Origin of the sequence: Terriglobus roseus (assembly GCF_900102185.1) — a bacterium.
In the GTDB taxonomy this organism is placed as follows: domain Bacteria; phylum Acidobacteriota; class Terriglobia; order Terriglobales; family Acidobacteriaceae; genus Terriglobus; species Terriglobus roseus_A.
Genome location: NZ_LT629690.1, coordinates 246,040 through 266,073 on the forward strand (window position 1 = coordinate 246,040; position 20,034 = coordinate 266,073).

At 57.3% G+C, this 20,034-nt stretch carries 12 protein-coding genes and 1 pseudogene; 9 read left to right on the forward strand and 4 right to left on the reverse strand.

Annotation, left to right across the window (positions count from 1 at the left end):
• The first annotated feature begins 111 nt into the window (after positions 1-111).
• The 3 genes and pseudogenes from BLT38_RS01265 to BLT38_RS01275 all read left to right on the forward strand — a co-directional run bounded on the left by BLT38_RS01265 (position 112) and on the right by BLT38_RS01275 (position 2,494).
• The gene (locus tag BLT38_RS01265; protein WP_083343542.1) at positions 112-1,200 is read left to right on the forward strand and encodes a DNA-directed RNA polymerase subunit alpha; all 1,089 of its coding nucleotides are present in this window, start codon (positions 112-114) and stop codon (positions 1,198-1,200) included.
• Between the two features lie 175 nt (positions 1,201-1,375).
• Positions 1,376-1,723 (forward strand): annotated as a pseudogene (gene rplQ, locus BLT38_RS01270) (50S ribosomal protein L17); the annotation flags it as partial.
• Between the two features lie 246 nt (positions 1,724-1,969).
• Positions 1,970-2,494 carry a VanZ family protein gene (locus tag BLT38_RS01275; RefSeq protein WP_083343544.1) on the forward strand — a complete coding sequence of 175 codons (525 nt, stop codon included), beginning with the start codon at positions 1,970-1,972 and terminating at the stop codon, positions 2,492-2,494.
• Here the strand turns inward: BLT38_RS01275 and BLT38_RS01280 are convergent.
• Positions 2,442-3,161 carry a VanZ family protein gene (locus BLT38_RS01280; RefSeq protein ID WP_083343545.1) on the reverse strand — a complete coding sequence of 240 codons (720 nt, stop codon included), beginning with the start codon at positions 3,159-3,161 and terminating at the stop codon, positions 2,442-2,444. The genes BLT38_RS01275 and BLT38_RS01280 overlap by 53 nt on opposite strands.
• 520 nt (positions 3,162-3,681) lie before the next feature.
• On the opposite strand from BLT38_RS01280, the gene rplA reads away from it, so the two are divergent.
• The 6 genes from rplA to murJ all read left to right on the forward strand — a co-directional run bounded on the left by rplA (position 3,682) and on the right by murJ (position 16,868).
• A complete protein-coding gene (rplA, locus tag BLT38_RS01285) occupies positions 3,682-4,413 on the forward strand; it encodes a 50S ribosomal protein L1 (protein ID WP_419865766.1) in 732 nt (243 codons plus the stop codon).
• A 67-nt stretch (positions 4,414-4,480) separates the two neighbouring features.
• On the forward strand, positions 4,481-5,134 hold the full coding sequence (gene rplJ, locus BLT38_RS01290) for a 50S ribosomal protein L10 (RefSeq protein ID WP_083343547.1): 654 nt from the start codon (positions 4,481-4,483) through the stop codon (positions 5,132-5,134).
• 174 nt (positions 5,135-5,308) lie between these two features.
• Positions 5,309-5,686, forward strand: a complete 378-nt coding sequence (gene rplL / locus BLT38_RS01295; RefSeq protein ID WP_083343548.1) for a 50S ribosomal protein L7/L12 — start codon at positions 5,309-5,311, stop codon at positions 5,684-5,686.
• Between the two features lie 653 nt (positions 5,687-6,339).
• Positions 6,340-10,821, forward strand: a complete 4,482-nt coding sequence (gene rpoB / locus BLT38_RS01300) for a DNA-directed RNA polymerase subunit beta (protein WP_083343549.1) — start codon at positions 6,340-6,342, stop codon at positions 10,819-10,821.
• A 158-nt stretch (positions 10,822-10,979) separates the two neighbouring features.
• Positions 10,980-15,173 (forward strand): DNA-directed RNA polymerase subunit beta', encoded by a 4,194-nt coding sequence (gene rpoC / locus BLT38_RS01305; protein WP_083343550.1) that lies wholly within the window; start codon positions 10,980-10,982, stop codon positions 15,171-15,173.
• A gap of 84 nt (positions 15,174-15,257) precedes the next feature.
• Entirely contained in the window at positions 15,258-16,868 is a 1,611-nt protein-coding gene (gene murJ / locus BLT38_RS01310; RefSeq protein WP_269456827.1) for a murein biosynthesis integral membrane protein MurJ, read from the forward strand.
• A 42-nt stretch (positions 16,869-16,910) separates the two neighbouring features.
• On the opposite strand, the gene BLT38_RS01315 is transcribed toward murJ, so the two are convergent.
• The 3 genes from BLT38_RS01315 to BLT38_RS01325 all read right to left on the reverse strand — a co-directional run bounded on the left by BLT38_RS01315 (position 16,911) and on the right by BLT38_RS01325 (position 19,880).
• Positions 16,911-17,681, reverse strand: a complete 771-nt coding sequence (locus BLT38_RS01315) for a 3-keto-disaccharide hydrolase (protein ID WP_083343551.1) — start codon at positions 17,679-17,681, stop codon at positions 16,911-16,913.
• 108 nt (positions 17,682-17,789) lie between these two features.
• A complete protein-coding gene (locus tag BLT38_RS01320; RefSeq protein ID WP_083343552.1) occupies positions 17,790-19,046 on the reverse strand; it encodes a right-handed parallel beta-helix repeat-containing protein in 1,257 nt (418 codons plus the stop codon).
• Positions 19,047-19,349: 303 nt separating this feature from the next.
• A complete protein-coding gene (locus BLT38_RS01325) occupies positions 19,350-19,880 on the reverse strand; it encodes a glutathione peroxidase (protein WP_231966859.1) in 531 nt (176 codons plus the stop codon).
• Positions 19,881-20,034 lie beyond the last annotated feature (154 nt).

The following is a 20,034-nucleotide window of genomic DNA, read 5'->3' on the forward strand; positions in this document are numbered from 1 at the left end:
CTGTAGAAATACAGGGTGTCCCTGAAGTGACTCAACCGAAGGAACCGACCTCCACGCACCGCAGAATGCTTCGCGGTATGCGATGGAGCCAGGAAATGAGGAGAGTACCCGATGTTGTGGAGAGGTTTTCAGAAGCCGAAGCGTCTTGCGGTTGACACCGAAACGCTGACAGAGAAGTACGGTAAGTTCAGCGCGCAGCCCTTTGAGCGTGGCTTTGGTACGACGGTAGGCAACAGCCTGCGCCGCACCCTGCTCAGCTCCATCGAAGGCGCCGCAGTTACCGCTGTGAAGATTGAAGGCGTGCTGCACGAGTTCCAGTCGATCACCGGTGTGGTGGAAGACGCGACCGACATCATCCTGAACCTGAAGCAGATCCCGTTCAAGCTGAACGGTGACGGCCCCAAGGCTCTGTACCTGCGTGCAGATCAGCCCGGCGTTGTCACCAGCGGCATGATCGAAGCTGACGGCGACGTAGAGATCCTGGACAAGGACATCTACATCGCAACTGTGTCTGAAGGCGGCAAGCTGGACATGGAAATGCGCTTGAAGCGTGGCCGCGGCTACGTTTCGGCAGACAAGAATTTTGATCCGGATCTTGGCATCGGCTTCATTCCGGTGGATTCGGTTCACTCGCCTGTACGTAAGGTGAACTACGCAGTTGAGGCAGCACGTCTTGGTCAGATCACTGATTATGACAAGCTGACCATCGAAATCTGGACGAACGGCACGGTGCTTCCGGCGGATGCGCTCGGTCTCTCGGCAAAGCTGATGAAGGATCACATGACGATCTTCATCAACTTTGAAGAAGAGCTTGAGAGCGGCCTCGACGGCGCTCATGACGGTCCGGCTCTGCGTAACGACAACCTGAACCGTTCGGTTGAGGAACTGGAACTCTCGGTTCGCAGCTACAACTGCCTGAAGAACGCAAACATTTCGACGATCGGTGAACTGATTCAGAAGACCGAAGCCGAGATGCTGAAGACGAAGAACTTCGGCCGCAAGAGCCTGAATGAGATCAAGGAAATCCTTGCTCAGATGGGCCTCTCGCTCGGCATGAAGATCGACGATCAGGGCAACCCGGTTCCGGGACCGACCTCGGTTCTGCCTGCGGCAACGCTGGCCGCCTCCTTCGGCAACTTCGATGATGAAGAAGACGAAGACGAGGACGACCTCGTAATGCCGGAGACGGAAAACTTCTAGCTCTTAGTCGCCGGCTCTTAACTCATTGAGTTAGGAGCCGGCGGCGGAGCGAAGCACTTAGCTTTCTTCTGGGTATTCACCAGAAGCGATAAGCTAAGAGCTAGTGGCTAAAAGCTAAGTGTTAGCGATGCGCTCAAGTGCGAGCCGTCGAATTTGAAATTGGAAGGTAAGTACTATGCGTCATCGCAAAGCTGGAAATAAACTTGGACGGAATACGAGCCACCGTCGCGCTCTTCTGCGCAACCTGGTCACCTCGATTCTGGTAGAAGACCGTGTAGAGACGACCTTGGCTAAGGCTAAGGCTGTTCGTCCGCTGGTTGAAAAGATGATCACCCTGGGCAAGAAGGGCGATGTGCACTCGCGTCGTCAGGCTCTTGCGTTCCTCATGACGGACGAGTCCGTGACCCGCCTGTTCGCCACCGTGGCTCCCCGTTACGGCGATCGTCAGGGCGGTTACCTGCGCATCGTCAAGGCGGGCTTCCGTCAGGGCGATGGCGGCGAAAAGGCCATCATCGAACTGCTGGGTGCTGAGAAGGAACTGGGCGCGAAGCAGCAGAAGCGTGAAGACCTGAAGGCCAGGAAGCGCGAAGAGCTGCAGAAGCAGCTTGCCGAGCAGGGTGGCGACGAGAACAGCGAAGCAGCGTAAGCCGTCTTCGAATCAAAAGTATGACAAGGAAGGGCCCATGGAAATCCATGTGGCCCTTCCTGTTGTCTGGGTTCTGAATTCCCATTCCCCGATGAACACACCGATTTCCCAGCAGGAGATACGATGAGCCGGCCTGTATGGCTGGGTGGCCGTCAGGCTCCCGACACAAAAACCTTTGTCAGTTGGTTGGTTCGAACGTGGCTGCCTGTAGTGGTCATGTTGACCGCCATCGCCATTGAATCGACCCACACATTCTCTTCGGACAACACCTCGGGATGGCTGCAGGTTCTCTATCAAGCGATCGCGGGAAGAGTGTCTCCGGAACGGTGGCACGAAATTCACCATTACATCCGTAAAACCGGGCACTTCACCGGCTACGGCCTGCTTGGACTCGCATGGCTACGAGCGTGGCTGCTCTTCTGGCAGATTCCGATGAAGCATCGTTCGGAGAGTGTTTGGCGAGGCTTCGCCATGGTGATGGCTGTTGTGTGCACAACGCTGGTGGCATCGCTGGACGAGCTGCACCAGAGCTTTATGGCAGACCGCACCGGGCTGGTATCCGATGTGTGGCTGGATACCAGCGGCGCCGTCTGTTTTATCCTTCTGTCGTTTCTGTTAGGGAAGTTGCTGAGCTCTGCGAGCGAGTAAACGTCGGCGTGCGAAGTGAAGGTGCTGACCAGCGTTTGGTATTGCGGACACCGCGACGGATCTCAGCAATACTCTTAGCTGACTGAGCACGCAGAGCGCGCACATCGTGCGAGTTCGCGAACTGCTCCGGCAACTGAGCGAAGGACAGTCCCAGCGTAATGAACTGGGTCTGCGGATGCAGCAACGCATTGCGTCGCGCCGCCAGGAACGCAAGGAATATGCCGTTCAGCACAACTGCTCCGCTGGTATCCAGCAGAACGTCCCAAACGGACGCGCCTCGCGTCGGCAGGAAGATCTGATGGATCTCGTCTGCGGATGCGACTACAGCGGCGGAGAGGATACCGAACATCGCTGCGCGCATACGAAGCGTGCTCCAGCTGGCAACAATGCGACGGCGAAGAACTGAATACCAGCCGCGCGCAAAGAAAACTCCCAATAGACCATAGCCGGTGAAATGGCCAGACTTGCGCAGAATGTGATTGATCAACCAGATCGCGCCGTTGGGATGGCCAGCCCAAGCGGCCAGTTCTGACAACCAGATGCTGGTGTGGACGGCACCCATGGTGTTGGTAGATTCGCCGCAAATAACGGCAATGCCACAAAGTACAGGAAGCCAAGCAGCCTGTTGATGACGTACAGATGCGGGAGCCGTTGCCGAGATAGCCATAACTGCAGTCCCTCCGGGGGAAGTTAAGTTTCAGGAGACGGTGTTCCATCTCGCGTCTGCACTAGGTACTAGCAAATGGCGTGCCATTCTGGATGTCCACTTCAAGGTTATGAAAATAAGGATTTTATCGCGCTTTGGCGGCGTTTGTCGTTGTGGAAGAAATCACGGTCTTTTCGAAACCTTTTGTTCATAGGACGAGCCGAAAGATACTCGTGCTTGACAATTCCATCCTTTCGCGGGATACTGATAAGAGTGTCCGAGCCTCCGTTTGTGCCCTGTGCCTGCGGTCCTCGAATACATGGAAGTTGCGAAAGCAGCTTCCGTCCAACACCACGGCCGAACGGCTCGTTCCCCGCAGCAGTTGAGTAATCGCAATTCGGGACGGGTTCAGCGTAGAAGTAACGCTGCGGACAAAGGGCGGGGCCCTCGCTGTAAGTGGACGAAAGTCCGGATGTCAGCGCGAGGCATGCCCGCTGGGCTAGAAGAATCCATCAGCCCGCTTTGTCCAACGGTTCAGGCGGTGGGAGACAAAGGAATAGGAATGGCACGCAAGATTTCGAAGAATCTGGCTAAGGCGCGCGCGGCTGTTGAGCCCCGCACCTACGCCCTGACGGACGCAGTCCCCCTCCTGCAGAAGATCAAGTACGCGAAGTTCGATGAGAACGTCGACATCACCCTGCGCCTTGGCGTAGACACGCGTCACGCTGACCAGATGGTCCGCGCGACCGTTCTGCTGCCCCACGGTCTGGGCAAGACGAAGAAGGTTGCCGTGATTTCGACCGCGGAAAACCAGCGTCTGGCTACAGAAGCCGGTGCAGACATCGTCGGCGGCGAAGAGCTCGTTGAGAAGATCCAGAAGGAGTCCTGGACGGACTTCGACGCCCTGATTGCAACGCCGGACATGATGCGTTCGATCGGTCGTCTCGGTAAGGTTCTCGGCCCCCGTGGCCTGATGCCGAACCCGAAGACGGGCACTGTGACCACCGATGTGGCTGCAGCCGTGAAGGAAATCAAGGCCGGTAAGGTCGAGTTCCGCGCAGACAAGACCGCGTTGGTTCACGTTCCGGTAGGCAAGAGCTCCTTTGAGGCTGAGAAGCTGGTCGAGAACGCAATGACCGTAATCAGTGCTGTTGTGAAGGCGAAGCCGGCTGCCGCCAAGGGCAAGTACATCAAGGCGATGTACATCTCGTCCACGATGGGCCCTGGCATTGAGCTGGATCAGGCTGTCGCTGAGGCTGCCGCAAAGGCGTAACGATTTCGCCGCTGCGAACGCGGCTCGATAGATTCGGCCGGGCATGTGCCCGGCGAGGGATAAGACAATGGCATTGACCAAGCAGAAGAAGCAGGAGAAGGTTGCGGCGCTCGCGGGCGAGCTGCAGAGCGCGACCGCTGCCATCATCGGCACCTTCACCGCGATGACCGCGGCAAAGGATGTTGATCTCCGTAAGACTGTCCGCGCTGCGGGCGGTAAGTATCAGGTGCTGAAGAACAAGCTGGCTCCCAAGGCTGGCGAAGGCACCAAGATTGAAGACGCGCTGGGCGGCCTCAAGGGCGTCAGCTCCATCGCGTACACCTCCGGCGATCCGGTGGCTCTGGCGAAGGCTCTGAGCACCTGGGTGAAGGACAACTCGCAGTTCACCTTCAAGCTGGGCATTGTGGACGGCAAGGTTCTTTCCGTTGCGGAAGTGAACCAGCTGGCAACCATGCCGGGCAAGGAAGAGCTCTTCGCAAAGCTCCTGTTCCTCATCAACGCTCCGGCACAGCGTCTGGCTACGGTCATCAACGCAACCGGTCGCGATCTGGCTGTGGTAATCAACCAGGCCGTGGAACAGAACAAGCTGGGCGGCGCGGCTCCTGCCGCTGCTGTGGAAGCTGCTCCGGCGGCGGAAGCAGAAGCTGCTCCTGCTGCGGACACCGAAGGTGCTTCGGCTCAGGCCGAGGCGGCTGCCGACGAAGCTCCCGCAGAGGGATAAAAGTTTGGCCCGGCAAAACATCGCCGGGTTCGCAACAAGTTTTGCCGTGACTGTTTCAAGGGGCGCAAGTCTGGGCGCATCGGAAACCTTGCATACGGGAAGGGCAGCCGGAATAGAAGTTGGATTTCGGGGACGTAATCAGCAGTATCCAGATTGAATTAAAAGGAAAACATCATGGCAGACATCCAGCAGTTGGAAGACGCAATCGTTAGCCTGAGCCTGCTCGAAGCAGCTGAGCTCGTGAAGAAGCTTGAAGAGCGCCTCGGCGTTTCGGCAGCAGCAGCTGCTGTAGCCGTTGCTCCTGCAGCAGGTGGCGGCGCAGCCGCTCCGGCAGCAGAAGAGAAGACCGAGTTCACCGTTATCCTGAAGGATGCCGGCGCGAACAAGATCAACACCATCAAGGCTGTTCGTGAAGTAACGGCTCTTGGCCTGAAGGAAGCAAAGGACCTGGTTGACGGCGCTCCGAAGCCCCTGAAGGAGAACGTTTCCAAGGATGACGCAGCTGCTATCGCCAAGAAGTTTGACGGCATCGCAACTGTTGAAATCAAGTAGTTTCAGCCATTGCGGCTCCCGGCGCTAGCGCCGGGAGCCCTTTGCTGTGTATGCGATTTGCTTTCTATTCACGAAAGCAGTATTCTTTCGTTTGGAAGATGACCGCCCTGCGTAGGACTGCGTAACGGCGCGACGGTCGGCCTCAAAACGACATTCGAACCTTCTCCGGTTCAAGCCAGAACCGGCCACGATATGCCTCAGGCGGCGGAGGTCTATCGTGCAGTCAACGCCTCAAGTCTCCTGCCCCGCCAGGCAGCGAGAAGGGTAACAAGGGCGGCAGTTATTTTTAGCAAATTTGAACTGGTGCAAAAGTCGGATCTTGCGCTCACGGGCTTTCCTGTCCCTGTGGGCCATTTCGCGTCTCCGGAGAAACCTCCGAGTAGACCGCATACACCGGCATAGCACTCGAACGGCAGGAAATCAGCGGTAACCGAAAGACAAGCTTCGTATCACCCGAACGGGCATCATGCCCATCTCAATTGCGCGCGGAACTCGCACCGGGGCAGAGCCTCCGCAGGAACTTTAAGCGCACACCACCCACGAAACAGCCGCCCACACGGCTATGTTTCGGCTCTCAATCGAAACTCTACCGCATCGGATGCGGTGGAAATCGGAAGGGAGGCCTCGGCACGACCAAGGGGAGTCTACAACGTATGGCAAGCAACACCGAAACGCGCGCACTCCGCAGCCGTCTCGACTTTTCCAAGATCCCAACCGCAATTCAGATCCCGAATCTGATCGAGGTTCAGCGTCGTTCGTATGAACGCTTCCTCCAGATGGACAAGCTGCCCCAGGAGCGCGAGGACAACGGCCTGCAGTCCGTCTTCACCTCTGTGTTCCCGATTACGGATTTCCGTAACGTGAGCGAGCTCGAGTTTGTCGATTACTCCATCGGCAACTGGGAGTGCAAGTGCGGTTACTTGAAAGGTCTGAACCACCTGCGCACGGCCTGCACCACCTGCGGCCACATGGTCATCACTGATCCGTTCCATCCCGGCGACGTGCTCTGCCACTTCTGCGGTACGTACAACAAGAACACGCCGGACTTCTGCACCAAGTGCGGTGACCCTGTGGGTCTGCAGTTGAAGTATGACCAGGCAGAGTGCGAAGAGCGTGGCATGACCTACTCCGCACCGCTGAAGGTCACCATCCGCCTGAAGATTTACGACAAGGACCCGGAGACGGGCGTGAAGACCCTGCGCGACATGAAGGAGCAGGAAGTCTTCTTTGGCGACATTCCTTTGATGTCGGCCAACGGTACGTTCATCGTGAACGGCACCGAGCGTGTCATCGTGTCGCAGCTGCACCGTTCGCCCGGCGTCTTCTTTGAAACGGCGAACAACCGTACCTACTTCCTCGGCAAGATCATTCCTTACCGCGGCAGCTGGGTTGAGTTCGAGTACGACCAGAAGAACATCCTGTACGTCCGCATTGACCGTAAGCGTAAGTTCCTGGGAACCATCTTCCTGCGCGCGCTCGGCCTGCGTACGGACGAAGAAATCCTCAAGACCTTCTACACCGCGGACACCATTCAGGTTCGCGATGGCAAGCTCTTCTGGCAGATCCCTGCAGAAGGCGCGACCAACATCGTTGGTGTGAAGCCTGCAAACGCGATCAACGGTACCGACGGCACGGAAATCGTTGCTGCTGGCCGCAAGATCAGCACCGCGCTGCTCTCCAAGCTGCGCGCAGGCGGCGTCACGGAAATCGAAGTTGCACAGAGCGACTTTGATGGCGCAATCTTCGCTGCTGACGTTGTCGATCTGACCACGGGCGAGCTGCTGTACGAGGCCAACCAGGAAGCAGGCGCAGACAAGCTGCACAAGACGCTGCAGTCTGGCGCCACCAGCTTTGAAGTGTTCTTCCCTGAGAAGGACGACGTAGGCAACATCATCACGAACACGCTGAAGCGTGACTCGGTTCGCAAGCCGGAAGAAGCTCTCATCGAGATCTACCGTAAGCTGCGTCCGGGCGACCCGCCGACGCTGGACACCGCGACCGCTCTGTTCGAAGGCATGTTCTTCGATCCGCGCAAGTACGACTTCTCGCGTGTGGGCCGTCTCAAGTTCAACATCAAGCTGTACGAGAACCAGGATGCAACCAACCTGGACAAGCGCACGCTGACGCCGGAAGACTTCTACGGAACCATCCGTTACCTGCTCAAGCTGCGTAAGAACATCGGCCTTGTGGACGACATCGATCACCTCGGCAACCGTCGCGTTCGCGCGGTGGGCGAGTTGATGGAGAACCAGTTCCGCATCGGTCTTGTGCGTATGGAACGCGCCATCAAGGAAAAGATGAGCGTGTACCAGGAGATGTCGACGGCTATGCCGCACGACCTCATCAACGCCAAGCCCGTCATGGCTGCGATCCGCGAATTCTTCGGATCGTCGCAGCTCTCGCAGTTCATGGATCAGACGAACCCGCTGTCGGAAATCACGCACAAGCGTCGTCTGTCGGCCCTTGGACCGGGTGGTCTGTCGCGTGAACGTGCAGGCTTCGAAGTTCGAGACGTGCACCCGACGCACTACGGCCGTATCTGCCCGATCGAAACGCCGGAAGGTCCGAACATCGGTCTGATCTCGTCGCTGAGCTGCTTTGCGCGCATCAACGAGTACGGCTTCATCGAGTCGCCTTACCGCAAGGTCAAGGACGGCCAGGTGGTCGATTACGTTGCTGTGACGAACGCTGGCGAGTCTGGCTTCCGTCAGGGCGATCCCATTGAGATCAACGAAGCGCGTGCTCTGAAGCAGCAGCTTGCAAAGGATGGCAAGCGCGTTCTTGAGACCGAGCCGTTCAGCTTCTACCTGTCGGCTTGGGAAGAAGATCGCCACACCATCGCGCAGGCGAACGTGGAGATGGACGAAGCGGGCAAGCTGACCGAAGATCTGGTCAACGCACGTCGTCAGGGTAACTTCGTACTCGTTCCCAAGAGCGAGATCGACTACATCGACGTTTCGCCGAAGCAGCTCGTGTCGGTCGCCGCATCGCTCGTGCCGTTCCTTGAGCATGACGACGCGAACCGCGCTCTGATGGGTGCGAACATGCAGCGTCAGTCGGTGCCCCTGTTGATGGCGGAAGCTCCGTTCGTCGGTACGGGTATGGAAGGCGTCACGGCTCGCGATTCGGGTGCTGTGATCCTTGCTCGCCGTAACGGCATCATTGACTCGGTCGATTCCGAGCGCATCATCGTGCGCGTTGAAGGCGAGCACCATCCCACGCAGCTGTCGCGTGAGGTGGGTTCGGACATCTATCAGCTCACGAAGTTCAAGCGCTCCAACCAGAACACCTGCATCAACCAGAAGCCGATCGTTCGCAAGGGCGACCGCGTGGTGAAGGGCCAGGTAATCGCAGACGGTCCTTGCACGGAGCAGGGCGAGCTTGGTCTCGGTCGTAACGTGCTCGTGGCCTTCATGCCGTGGCGCGGTTACAACTTCGAGGACGCGATCCTCATCTCGGAAAAGCTGGTCCGTGAGGACTACTACACCTCGATCCACATCGAGGAGTTCGAGATCGAAGCGCGCGACACGAAGCTGGGACCGGAAGAAATCACCCGCGATATTCCGAACGTTTCTGAGCACGCTCTGCGTGACCTGGACGAGTCGGGCATCATCCGCATCGGTGCGAAGGTTGGTCACAACGACATCCTCGTGGGCAAGGTAACGCCGAAGGGCGAAACCCAGCTGACGCCGGAAGAGAAGCTGCTGCGCGCCATCTTCGGTGAGAAGGCCGGCGATGTACGCGATGCTTCACTGACGTGCCCTCCGGGTATCGAAGGCACGGTTGTTGACGTCCGCATCTTCTCCCGTAAGGGGCAGGAGAAGGATGAGCGCGCCAAGCTGATTGAGCAGGAGCAGATCGAACGCCTGGAGAAGAACCTCGCGGACGAAATCCGAATCCTGACCGATGAGCGTCTGAAGCGTCTTGAAGCAATTCTGGGTGGCAAGGAAGTGCAGGCTGACCTGCATGACGAGCGCACCAACAAGAAGCTGCTCTCCAAGGGCGACATCCTCGACCGCGACACCATCGAGCTGATCAGCACGCGTAACCTCAAGCGTATTCGCTACGCCGACAAGGATCCGCGCGTGAACGAGCAGATCGACGAGATCGAAGAGATGACCTCGCGTCAGATCGACGTTCTGCGCAAGATCACCAACGAGAAGATCAGCAAGATGCAGAAGGGCGATGAGCTTTCGCCTGGCGTCATCAAGATGGTCAAGGTGTACATCGCCATGAAGCGCCGCCTCTCGGTCGGTGACAAGATGGCCGGTCGTCACGGTAACAAGGGTGTGGTTGCCCGCATCCTGCCTGAGGAAGACATGCCGTACCTGCCGGATGGAACGCCGGTAGAAATCGTGCTGAATCCTCTGGGTGTGCCTTCACGTATGAACGTGGGTCAGATCCTCGAAACGCACCTCGGTTGGGCTGCGCACACGCTTGGCGAGAAGATCGCCGAGATGGCGAAGCAGGCTGCGGATGCCAATGAGGTTCGCGAAATCTTCAAGGCTCGCTTTGCGAAGACCGCCGCTCTCAACCAGCTCCTGGAGCTGGATGACGAGATGACGCTCCGCGTGGCGAAGGGCATGAAGCGCGGCATCTGGTTCGGCACTGCGGTGTTCGACGGTGCACAGGAAGGCGAAATCAAGGCGCTGCTCGCAGCGGCTGGTCTGCCTTCGTCCGGTAAGAGCGAACTCTTCGACGGTATGACCGGCGATGCGTTCGAACAGCCGGCAACCGTTGGCTACATCTACATGCTGAAGCTGTCGCACCTTGTTGACGACAAGATCCACGCTCGCTCCATCGGACCGTACTCCCTCATCACACAGCAGCCGCTGGGTGGTAAGGCACAGTTCGGCGGACAGCGCTTCGGTGAGATGGAAGTGTGGGCGCTGGAAGCATACGGCGCGGCTTACATCCTGCAGGAGCTGCTCACGGCCAAGTCGGATGACGTCTTCGGACGTACGAAGATCTACGAGGCCATCGTGAAGGGCGAAGCGGCGATCGAACCCGGCGTACCGGAGTCGTTCAACGTGCTCATCCGCGAGCTGCAGTCGCTCTGCCTTGACGTGGAACTCGTCAAGCAGGAAGACCTGAAGAAGATCCCGACGATGCCCATTGCGGCAGCCGCCGACTAAACGCCGGATCGGTGTCGAGGGTTAAACCCCTCGACACCCGGTTCGCGCGCACAGAGTTTTGGAATGGGCATGCGGCCCGCCACAAGTGACCGCGAAGAAGCAGTACCAACCGCAGGACCGGTTCCCCACAGAATCGCAACTGCACGGAGACTAACTACATGTTCCGTTCAAGCCCGTTTGAAATGTCCGGCCCCATCACCGACTTCGATTCGATCCGGATCTCGCTCGCATCGCCCGAGAAGATTCGTTCGTGGTCGCACGGTGAGGTGACGAAGCCGGAAACCATTAACTACCGTACCTTCAAGCCCGAACGCGATGGCCTCTTCTGCGCCCGCATCTTCGGACCCATCACCGACTGGGAATGCCTCTGCGGCAAGTACAAGCGCATGAAGCACCGCGGCGTGATCTGCGATAAGTGCGGCGTCGAAGTCACACTGTCCAAGGTTCGTCGTGAGCGCCTGGGCCACATTGAGCTGGCATCGCCCTGCTCGCACGTCTGGTTCTTCAAGGGCCTGCCGTCGCGTATCGGCCACCTGCTCGACATCTCTCTGCGTGAGCTCGAAGCTGTTCTTTACTTCGAGTCGTACGTTGTCATCGACGCTGGTGATGCGCCCGTGAAGGAGCGCGAAATCATCAAGGACGAGCAGCGTTTCCGCGAGCTCGATCAGCAGTATCGCCCCTCTGGCTTCAAGGCCATGATGGGTGCAGAAGCCATCAAGGAACTGCTGAAGCGCGTTGAGATCGAAGAGCTCGCCATCGAGATGCGCGAGAAGATGAAGGTTGAACAGAGCCTTCAGAAGAAGCTCAAGTACGCCAAGCGTCTCAAGGTCGTTGAGGCTTTCCGCCGCAGCGACAACAAGCCCCAGTGGATGATCCTCGACGTGATCCCCGTGATCCCGCCTGAGCTTCGCCCCCTCGTGCCATTGGACGGCGGCCGCTTCGCGACTTCGGATCTTAACGATCTGTATCGCCGCGTGATCAACCGTAACAACCGTCTGAAGAAGCTGATGGACCTGCATGCTCCTGAAGTCATCGTGCGCAACGAAAAGCGCATGCTGCAGGAAGCAGTCGACGCGCTGTTTGATAACGGCCGTCGTGGCCGCGTGCTGCGCGGTGCAAACAACCGTCCGCTGAAGTCGCTCTCTGACACTCTCAAGGGTAAGCAGGGCCGCTTCCGTCAGAACCTGCTCGGTAAGCGTGTGGATTACTCAGGCCGTTCCGTTATCGTGGTCGGTCCTGAGCTGAAGCTGCACCAGTGCGGTCTGCCGAAGAAGATGGCGCTTGAACTCTTCAAGCCCTTCATCTATCACCGCCTCGAGCAGACAGGCCACTGCACCACCATCAAGCAGGCCAAGGAAATGGTGGAGATGCAGGAGCCCATCGTTTGGGACATCCTGGAAGAGGTCATCAAGGATCACCCGGTCCTTTTGAACCGCGCTCCAACACTGCATCGCCTCGGCATCCAGGCGTTTGAGCCTGTGCTCGTCGAAGGTAAGGCCATCAAGATTCATCCGCTCGTCTGCACGGCGTTCAACGCCGACTTCGACGGTGACCAGATGGCTGTGCACATTCCGCTGTCGCCGGAAGCTCAGGTTGAAGCCAGCGTGCTGATGCTCGCAGCGCACAACATCCTGTCGCCCGCGTCGGGTCAGCCCATCACGGTGCCCACGCAGGACATGGTTCTTGGTCTGTACTACCTGACCAAGGCCAAGGTTGGCGCCAAGGGTGAAGGCCGCGTCTTCGCGAACATTGAAGAAGTGCTGATGGCTCTCGAAGCCAAGCAGGTAGAAACGCTGACGCCGATCCGTCTGCGCTACACCGGCCCCGTGCTTGACCTCACCACGGCATACGACGATCAGGATCTGACGCACACGGAAGTGGTTGAGTACAACAAGCAGTTCATCAACACCACCGTGGGCCGCGCCATCCTGAACGACGCTCTGCCGGAAGGCATGCCGTACGTCAACGGCCTGCTGAAGAAGAAGGGCATCGGCCAGCTCATCAACTACTGCTACCTGAACCTGGGCCTTGAAGTCACGGTGAAGGCGCTCGACCGCATCAAGGAACTCGGCTTCCAGTTCGCCACGCGCTCCGGCCTCTCGGTCGGTCTCGACGACATGGTGATCCCGGAGTCGAAGTACACCGTTGTGCACGAAGCGGAAAAGCAGGTCATCGCTGTGCAGCAGCAGTACCTCGATGGTGCCATCACCAACGGTGAGCGTTCGAACAAGGTCATCCAGATGTGGTCCGGTGTAACGGAGCGCGTTGCCGATGAGATGTTCAACAACATGAAGCGCGCGGACAAGGAAGGAGCCATGAACCCGATCTACATCATGGCTGATTCCGGTGCGCGTGGTTCGAAGCAGCAGATCCGTCAGCTCTCCGGTATGCGTGGTCTTATGGCCAAGCCCTCGGGCGAAATCATCGAAGTTCCCATCACTGCGAACTTCCGTGAAGGCCTCACGGTGCAGCAGTACTTCATCTCGACGCACGGCGCGCGTAAGGGCCTTGCGGATACCGCGTTGAAGACCGCTGACTCGGGCTACCTGACCCGTCGTCTCGTTGACGTTGCTCAGGACGTCATCATCACCGAGAGCGATTGCGGCACCAGCAAGGGCATCTACGTGATGCCGATCATCGAAGCTGGCGAAATCATCGAGCCGCTGCGCGACCGTATCATCGGCCGTGTAACGACCGAAGAGTACAAGGACCAGGAAGGCAACATCGTCATCGGTCCGAACCAGGAGATCGACGAGCAGCTCGCAACCGACATCCAGGCCGCTGGCGTGGAGAAGGTCAAGATCCGCTCGGTGCTCACCTGCGAATCCAAGCGTGGCGTCTGCAAGCTTTGCTACGGCCGTAACCTTGGCTCGGGCAAGCTGGTTGAAATGGGTGAAGCGGTCGGTGTTATCGCTGCTCAGTCCATCGGTGAACCCGGAACGCAGCTCACCATGCGTACCTTCCACGTGGGTGGTACGGCATCGCGAGTTTCGGATCAGTCGCACCTCGACGCGAAGAACGCCGGAGCGGTTAAGTTCATTAACCTTTCCACCGTTCGCGCCAAGGACGGCAGCCTGGTTGCCATGAACCGTTCGGGTCAGGTCGCCATCATTGACGACAAGGGCCGCGAACGCGAGCGTTACCCCATCGTCTACGGTGCAAAGCTGCGCGTGGAAGATGGCGCTCAGGTTGAAATCGGCACCACGCTCGGCGAGTGGGATCCGTACACCTACTCCATCGTTACGGAAATCGGCGGCACCATCCAGTTCAAGGATCTGCAGGAGGGTGTCACGCTCAACGACGAAGTGGACGAGGTCACCGGCCTGTCGCGTCTCGTTGTGGCCGATGCTCCCGATGAAAAGCGCCAGCCGGCGCTGCTCGTCAACGGAATCGACGGTGGCAAGAAGCGTTACCTCATGCCGAGCCGCGCGAACCTCATGGTGCAGGACGGACAGGAAGTGGGACCGGGCGACATCCTCGCCAAGATCCCGCGTGAGTCCACCCGTACCAAGGACATCACGGGCGGTCTGCCGCGCGTTGTGGAACTGTTCGAAGCGCGTAAGCCGCGCGAGACGGCCACAATTGCCGAGATCGACGGTGTGGTTCGCTTTGGCGATGTGGTCAAGGGTCAGCGCAAGATCTACATCACGGGCGACAACGGCGAAGAGCGTGAGTACAGCGTGCCGCGCAGCATCTACGTCAACGTGCAGGAGGGCGAACGCCTTCAGGCTGGTGACAAGCTGTTCGACGGTCCGCTGAACCCGCATGACGTTCTCGCGGTTCTCGGTGAGCAGGAACTGCAGCGTTACCTGGTGAACGAAATCCAGGAAGTCTATCGTCTGCAGGGCGTGGCCATCTCGGATAAGCACATCGAGGTGATCGTTCGCCAGATGCTCCGCTGGGTGAAGATCGAAGAAGTGGGCGACTCGACCTTCCTGCTTGAGCAGCAGGTGGATCGCTTCCGCTTCAACGCAGAGCGTCAGCGCGTTCTGGGCGAAAGCGGCCGTCCGCCGCTTGGCCGTCCTCTGCTGCTGGGTATCACGAAGGCGTCGCTGTCCACTGACAGCTTCATCTCCGCGGCCAGCTTCCAGGAGACGACCCGCGTACTTACCGAGGCGTCCATCAACGGCGCTGTGGATACCCTCCGCGGCCTGAAGGAAAACGTCATCGTCGGCCGACTCATCCCCGCCGGCACCGGCATGGAGTACTACCGCAACGTCCAGCTCTCACCGGAGCTGGAAGAAGCGGCAGCAAAAATCCAGCAGGAAGTCCAGGAAGCGCACGACGCCGAAGAGCGCGAGCTCGAAGCAATGCGCATGGAAGGCGAACAGGAAGAACTCGCAGCCGAATAAGCGCGATCACAACACAAACAACAAAGGGCGGACTCGAAAGAGTCCGCCCTTTGTTTGATCACATCCCGTTGGTGAATCGTTGATGTGTTCGATGTATCAGCGACATATAATCCTGGCTTGAACGCTCCGTCGAGTCGCACATCTACAAAGAGGCACGCTGCTGTCGTGGCTGCCGGTATCCTTCTTAGCCGACTGGTCGGTCTGGTGCGTGATCGCATCTTTGCGCATTATTTTGGGAACTCGGACGCTTCAGACGCATTTCGTGCGGCCTTTCGTATTCCGAATTTTTTGCAAAATATGTTTGGAGAAGGCGTACTTTCCGCGTCCTTCATCCCGGTATATGCGCGACTCGATGCGGAGGGCCGTCATGAAGAGGCTTCGCAGCTGGCTGAAGCTATCTTCGCGCTCTTGTTTTTCATCACGAGCACGGCGGTGCTTGTCGGTGTGTTCAGTACTCCATGGTTGATTGACCTCATCGCGCCAGGATTCCATGATGCCAAGCGGCTCTTGACTATCCGTCTTGTGCAGATTCTGTTTCCGGGTGCCGCAATATTGGTCTTATCGGCTTGGTGTCTGGGAATTCTGAATAGCCACCGCAAGTTTTTTCTTTCCTATGCTGCGCCCGTTATTTGGAACGTCGCCATGATTGCGACATTGTTGTGGGCTGGTCGAGATCATTCACAGCCGCGACTTGCAGTGCTTTTGGCGATTGCTTCAGTGATTGGTAGTGGTCTGCAATTTGTAGTGCAGCTTCCGACGGTAATGAAACATCTGTGGCCACTGCGGCTACAACTAAGTCAAGCCGATAAACATGTGCGCACGGTCTGCGTTAATTTCTTCCCAGTTTTCTTGAGTCGTGGAGTTGTACAGATCAGTGCGTATATTGACTCTTGGTTGGGCAGCTTTTTAGGGACTGGTGCGGTTTCTGCGCTGGGGTATGCACAAACGCTTTACACCTTGCCCGTGAGCCTCTTTGGAATGGCGGTTTCTGCTGCGGAACTTCCCGCCATGTCGAGCGTCGTCGGTACACAGACAGAAGTCGCTGCTGCGCTACGTCAACGACTCACTGCGGGCATTCAGCGGATTGCGTTTTTTGTAATTCCGTCAGCGGTCGGCTTCGTAATGCTCGGTGACGTCATTGTCGCCACTATTTATCGCTCTGGTGCTTTTCAGCACCAGGACGTGCTCTTCGTGTGGGGGGTACTGGCAGGGGCAGCAGTGGGATTACTCGCCTCAACCATGGGAAGGCTTTACTCTTCGGCCTTTTATGCGTTGCGAGACACAAGAACTCCATTGCGGTTCGCGCTCATTCGTGTGGCGCTTACCTTGGGCATGGGCTACGCTTGCGCACTGCCTTTGCCGCGAATCTTGGGGATCGATCAGCATTGGGGCGCCGTGGGACTGACGGCATCTGCTGGACTCGCTGGTTGGGTCGAGTTCATGATGTTGCGTCGAGGACTACAGAAATTCATCGGCGAGATACCTTCCAACCAATCTCGAATTGCCCGACTTTGGGTGATCGCAATCTTTGCAGGAATGGCTGGATTCGTGCTCAAAGTTATCCTGCCTTTACAACAACCGATTGTTGTTGGTCTCTGTGTGTTGGTTCCTTATGCGGGTCTGTACCTCGTCATCGCGCAGTGGATGGAGCTCGGCAACATGGGCGAAATCCAGCGTATGTTTACGCGTAAATAACGATCAGATTAGCTGTCTTCAGACAGGCATATCCAAATCGACTTAGCGCGTGTCCGCCGGTAACTCCCGAATCTTGATATTCCGGAACCAAACTGGAAATCCATGATCCTGCAGCAGAAGGTATCCGCTAGCTTCCTGACCATACTGCGGAAACACATGATACTTGCTGCCAGCAAGAATCGCTTTGAACTCCGGTGAGTCACGGTCGTACTCAAGCACCTTCACGCCATTCAGCCAATGCTCTGCATGTTTGCCGCGCACCACAATGCGAGCCGTGTTCCATTCCCCCACAGGCTTGATGGGCTTATCCGCCGCAGCGGGAATCATGTCATAGAGTGATGCAACAGTGCGGTCACCATCCTTACCGCGCTTCGCATCCGGATGCAGAGCGTCATCCAGAATCTGGTACTCAAACCCAATGGGCGAACCATGGCCGTTCTTCCACGGCATCAGGTCCAGATTCACAAAATACATAATGCCGGAGTTCGCACCGGGCGAAGTCTTGAAGTCCACCGACAACTCAAAGTTCGAGTAAGTACGGTCAGTGACAATGTCGCCACCGTTGCCAGCCTCTTCGCCACCTGTTTCAGTCACCGTGATCGTGCCATCCTGCACAGCCCAGCCAGTAGCAGGGAACCCACCACCACGCGCACTGCGCCAGCCGTTGGTCGTCTTGCCATCAAACAGCAGCTTCCAGCCATCGGCCTTTTCTTTAGCGGTGAGCGTATTCATCTTCTGTGCGGTCGCTGGCAACACAGCAAGCGAACAAGCCAGAACGCAGGCAGCAAGGTATTTCATCATGGCCAACAGCATATCGCTCTTTCGCAATCATCATGTCAACGAGAACACGCCACGGAGGAACACATCAGAAAGCAAAAGGGCGAACTCACAAGAGTCCGCCCCAACTGCTTACACATCCCGTTAGAAGTTAGGCTGAATATCCACCGGCGTAATCGACCACGGCAAAGAAATCACCGCACCCTTCACAGTCGAGCAGGCACCCGGGGCCAACGTAGGTCCAAAGATGCAGCCCCACCAGTTGCCCGTGGCATCAACCGTCGACGCACCCGTGTTCGACACACCAGTTCCTTTGCCCAGCAGGTTATTGAACTCCACCGTCACCGCCTGCGGATTGTTCACATTCACATCAATCTGCTCCTGCTGAATCTGATTGCCAGAGATCATGATGCCGCTTGCGTTCGACGTCGGCACTGCAGAAAACACATTGATGCCCGTCGGCCCTGCGGTTGCAGCATCGGCTGTATCGGCGCCATTACCAACCAGCGTGTTGCCGATCAGCATGTTGTCATTCAACTGTTGGTTCGGTGCATGCGCATGCATCGCAATACCCGGCAGGCCATTGTCTTTCGCCAGGTTATTCACAACAACGTTGCTATACGTCTTCGCACCCGGAATCGAAGCGAAGATACCGTATCCAGCACCGCCACCAATGCCTGCACCATTCCGCAGCGAACGATTGCCATAAATGGTGTTGTGATACACGCCAAAGGGCAATGCCGCGCCAGTGCTCGGCGCAGGCACATGCGAAGCCATCGTGATGCCGCACGCACCGGGGTTGTCATGCACATTGTTGAAGCTGATCAGGTTGTCATGCGTGGGCCCGCTATCGTCTGAGATCAGAATGCCGCCCGCATTTTCCGTCACCGTGTTGTTCGTCACAATGCTGTGGTCCGCAGCCTGCAGATGAATGCCTTCACCGCAATCCTGCGCCTCACCCGGCTCATAAGTTGGCAGGTCAGGGCACATACCTCCCGCCAGCGAAGTGTTGTTGTTCTTTACCGTGTTTCCCGACACGCTCACATACGAAGCATTCAAAACAAGAATGCCTTCATGCTTCGCGTTCTTAATCGTGAGATTCGAAATATGCACATTCGCCAGCCCGGCATTGTGCAAACCATCAACGATGATTCCATTGACCATGCCGGAAGCGTCGATCACACCGCTCAGCGCGGTCAAGGACAACGACTTGGTGATGGTGACCTGCTCGTGAAAGGTTCCCTCAACGACAACGATGGTGTCGCCCGGCGCGGCAGCGGCAACAGCATCGCTGATGTGGTGATAGCATCCGCCACCACTGGCGCTCACGCACAGTGTGGCAGCAACAGCAGCCTTGCACAGCAAGGCAGAGGCAAGAATAAGAAGACTACGGACGTGCATGGGTATCTCCTGAAAAAGAGATTGCAGTGATGACGCGCATGGCAGAAATGCGGCGTCTGTCCGGAACAGATCCGGGCTCTCTAAGGGAGCGGCTTCATCAATTCAGTAAGTGCAAAAAGTGGGGGGCCGCAGGAGTGATTGCAGCACTCCCGCAGCTTCCGGCGTAGATCATAGGCCGAACACAAAAGAATAGGAAAGAAAATATAAGGTGAATGTCTAAGTTCACAGAAATGCAAACGGCCCGCATCTGCTCCACAAAGGGAGATGCGGGCCGCTATTCACCGTATAAGTGTTTATTTAGAACTACTTCTTACTAAGTTCGCTCTCAATCGCCGCAATTACCTGCGGTGAATCCGGCGTAGTCGCAGGCTCAAACCGAGCTACCGGCTGGCCATTGCGACCGACCAGGAACTTAGTGAAATTCCACTTAATATCCCCGGCAAACTTTGGATCTGTCGTGGCGCTGGTCAGGTAACCATACAGCGGAGTCTGATCCGCACCCTTAACTGAGATCTTCGACATCATCGGAAACGACACATGATACTTGCGGTTGCAGAACGTCTTGATCTCTGCGTCCGTGCCGCTCTCCTGGTTGGCGAAGTTATTCGCCGGAATACCGACAATCACCAGGCCCTTGTCCTTGTACTTCTCATAGACCGATTCCAGAGCCGCATACTGCGGCGTAAAGCCACACGCGCTGGCCACGTTCACCAGCAACAAAACCTTGCCCTTATACGGCGCCAGTGTCGTCGGTGCGCCATCAATCGTCTTCATGTGAAAGCTGTAGAGCGACCCCGTCGAGCCCGCATTCGCCGCAACACTTGTTGCCAACATCACCATTCCCAGTAGCTGCTTCCGCATCTCATCCCCCGGTGTTCCTGTTGCGGCCATTATAGAAAGCTTCCGGTCGCGGTTTGTCATTCGTTTGCTGCATCCCAAGACGGGAACAGGATTATCAATAAGAAACATTTTTATTGACGAATCTTCT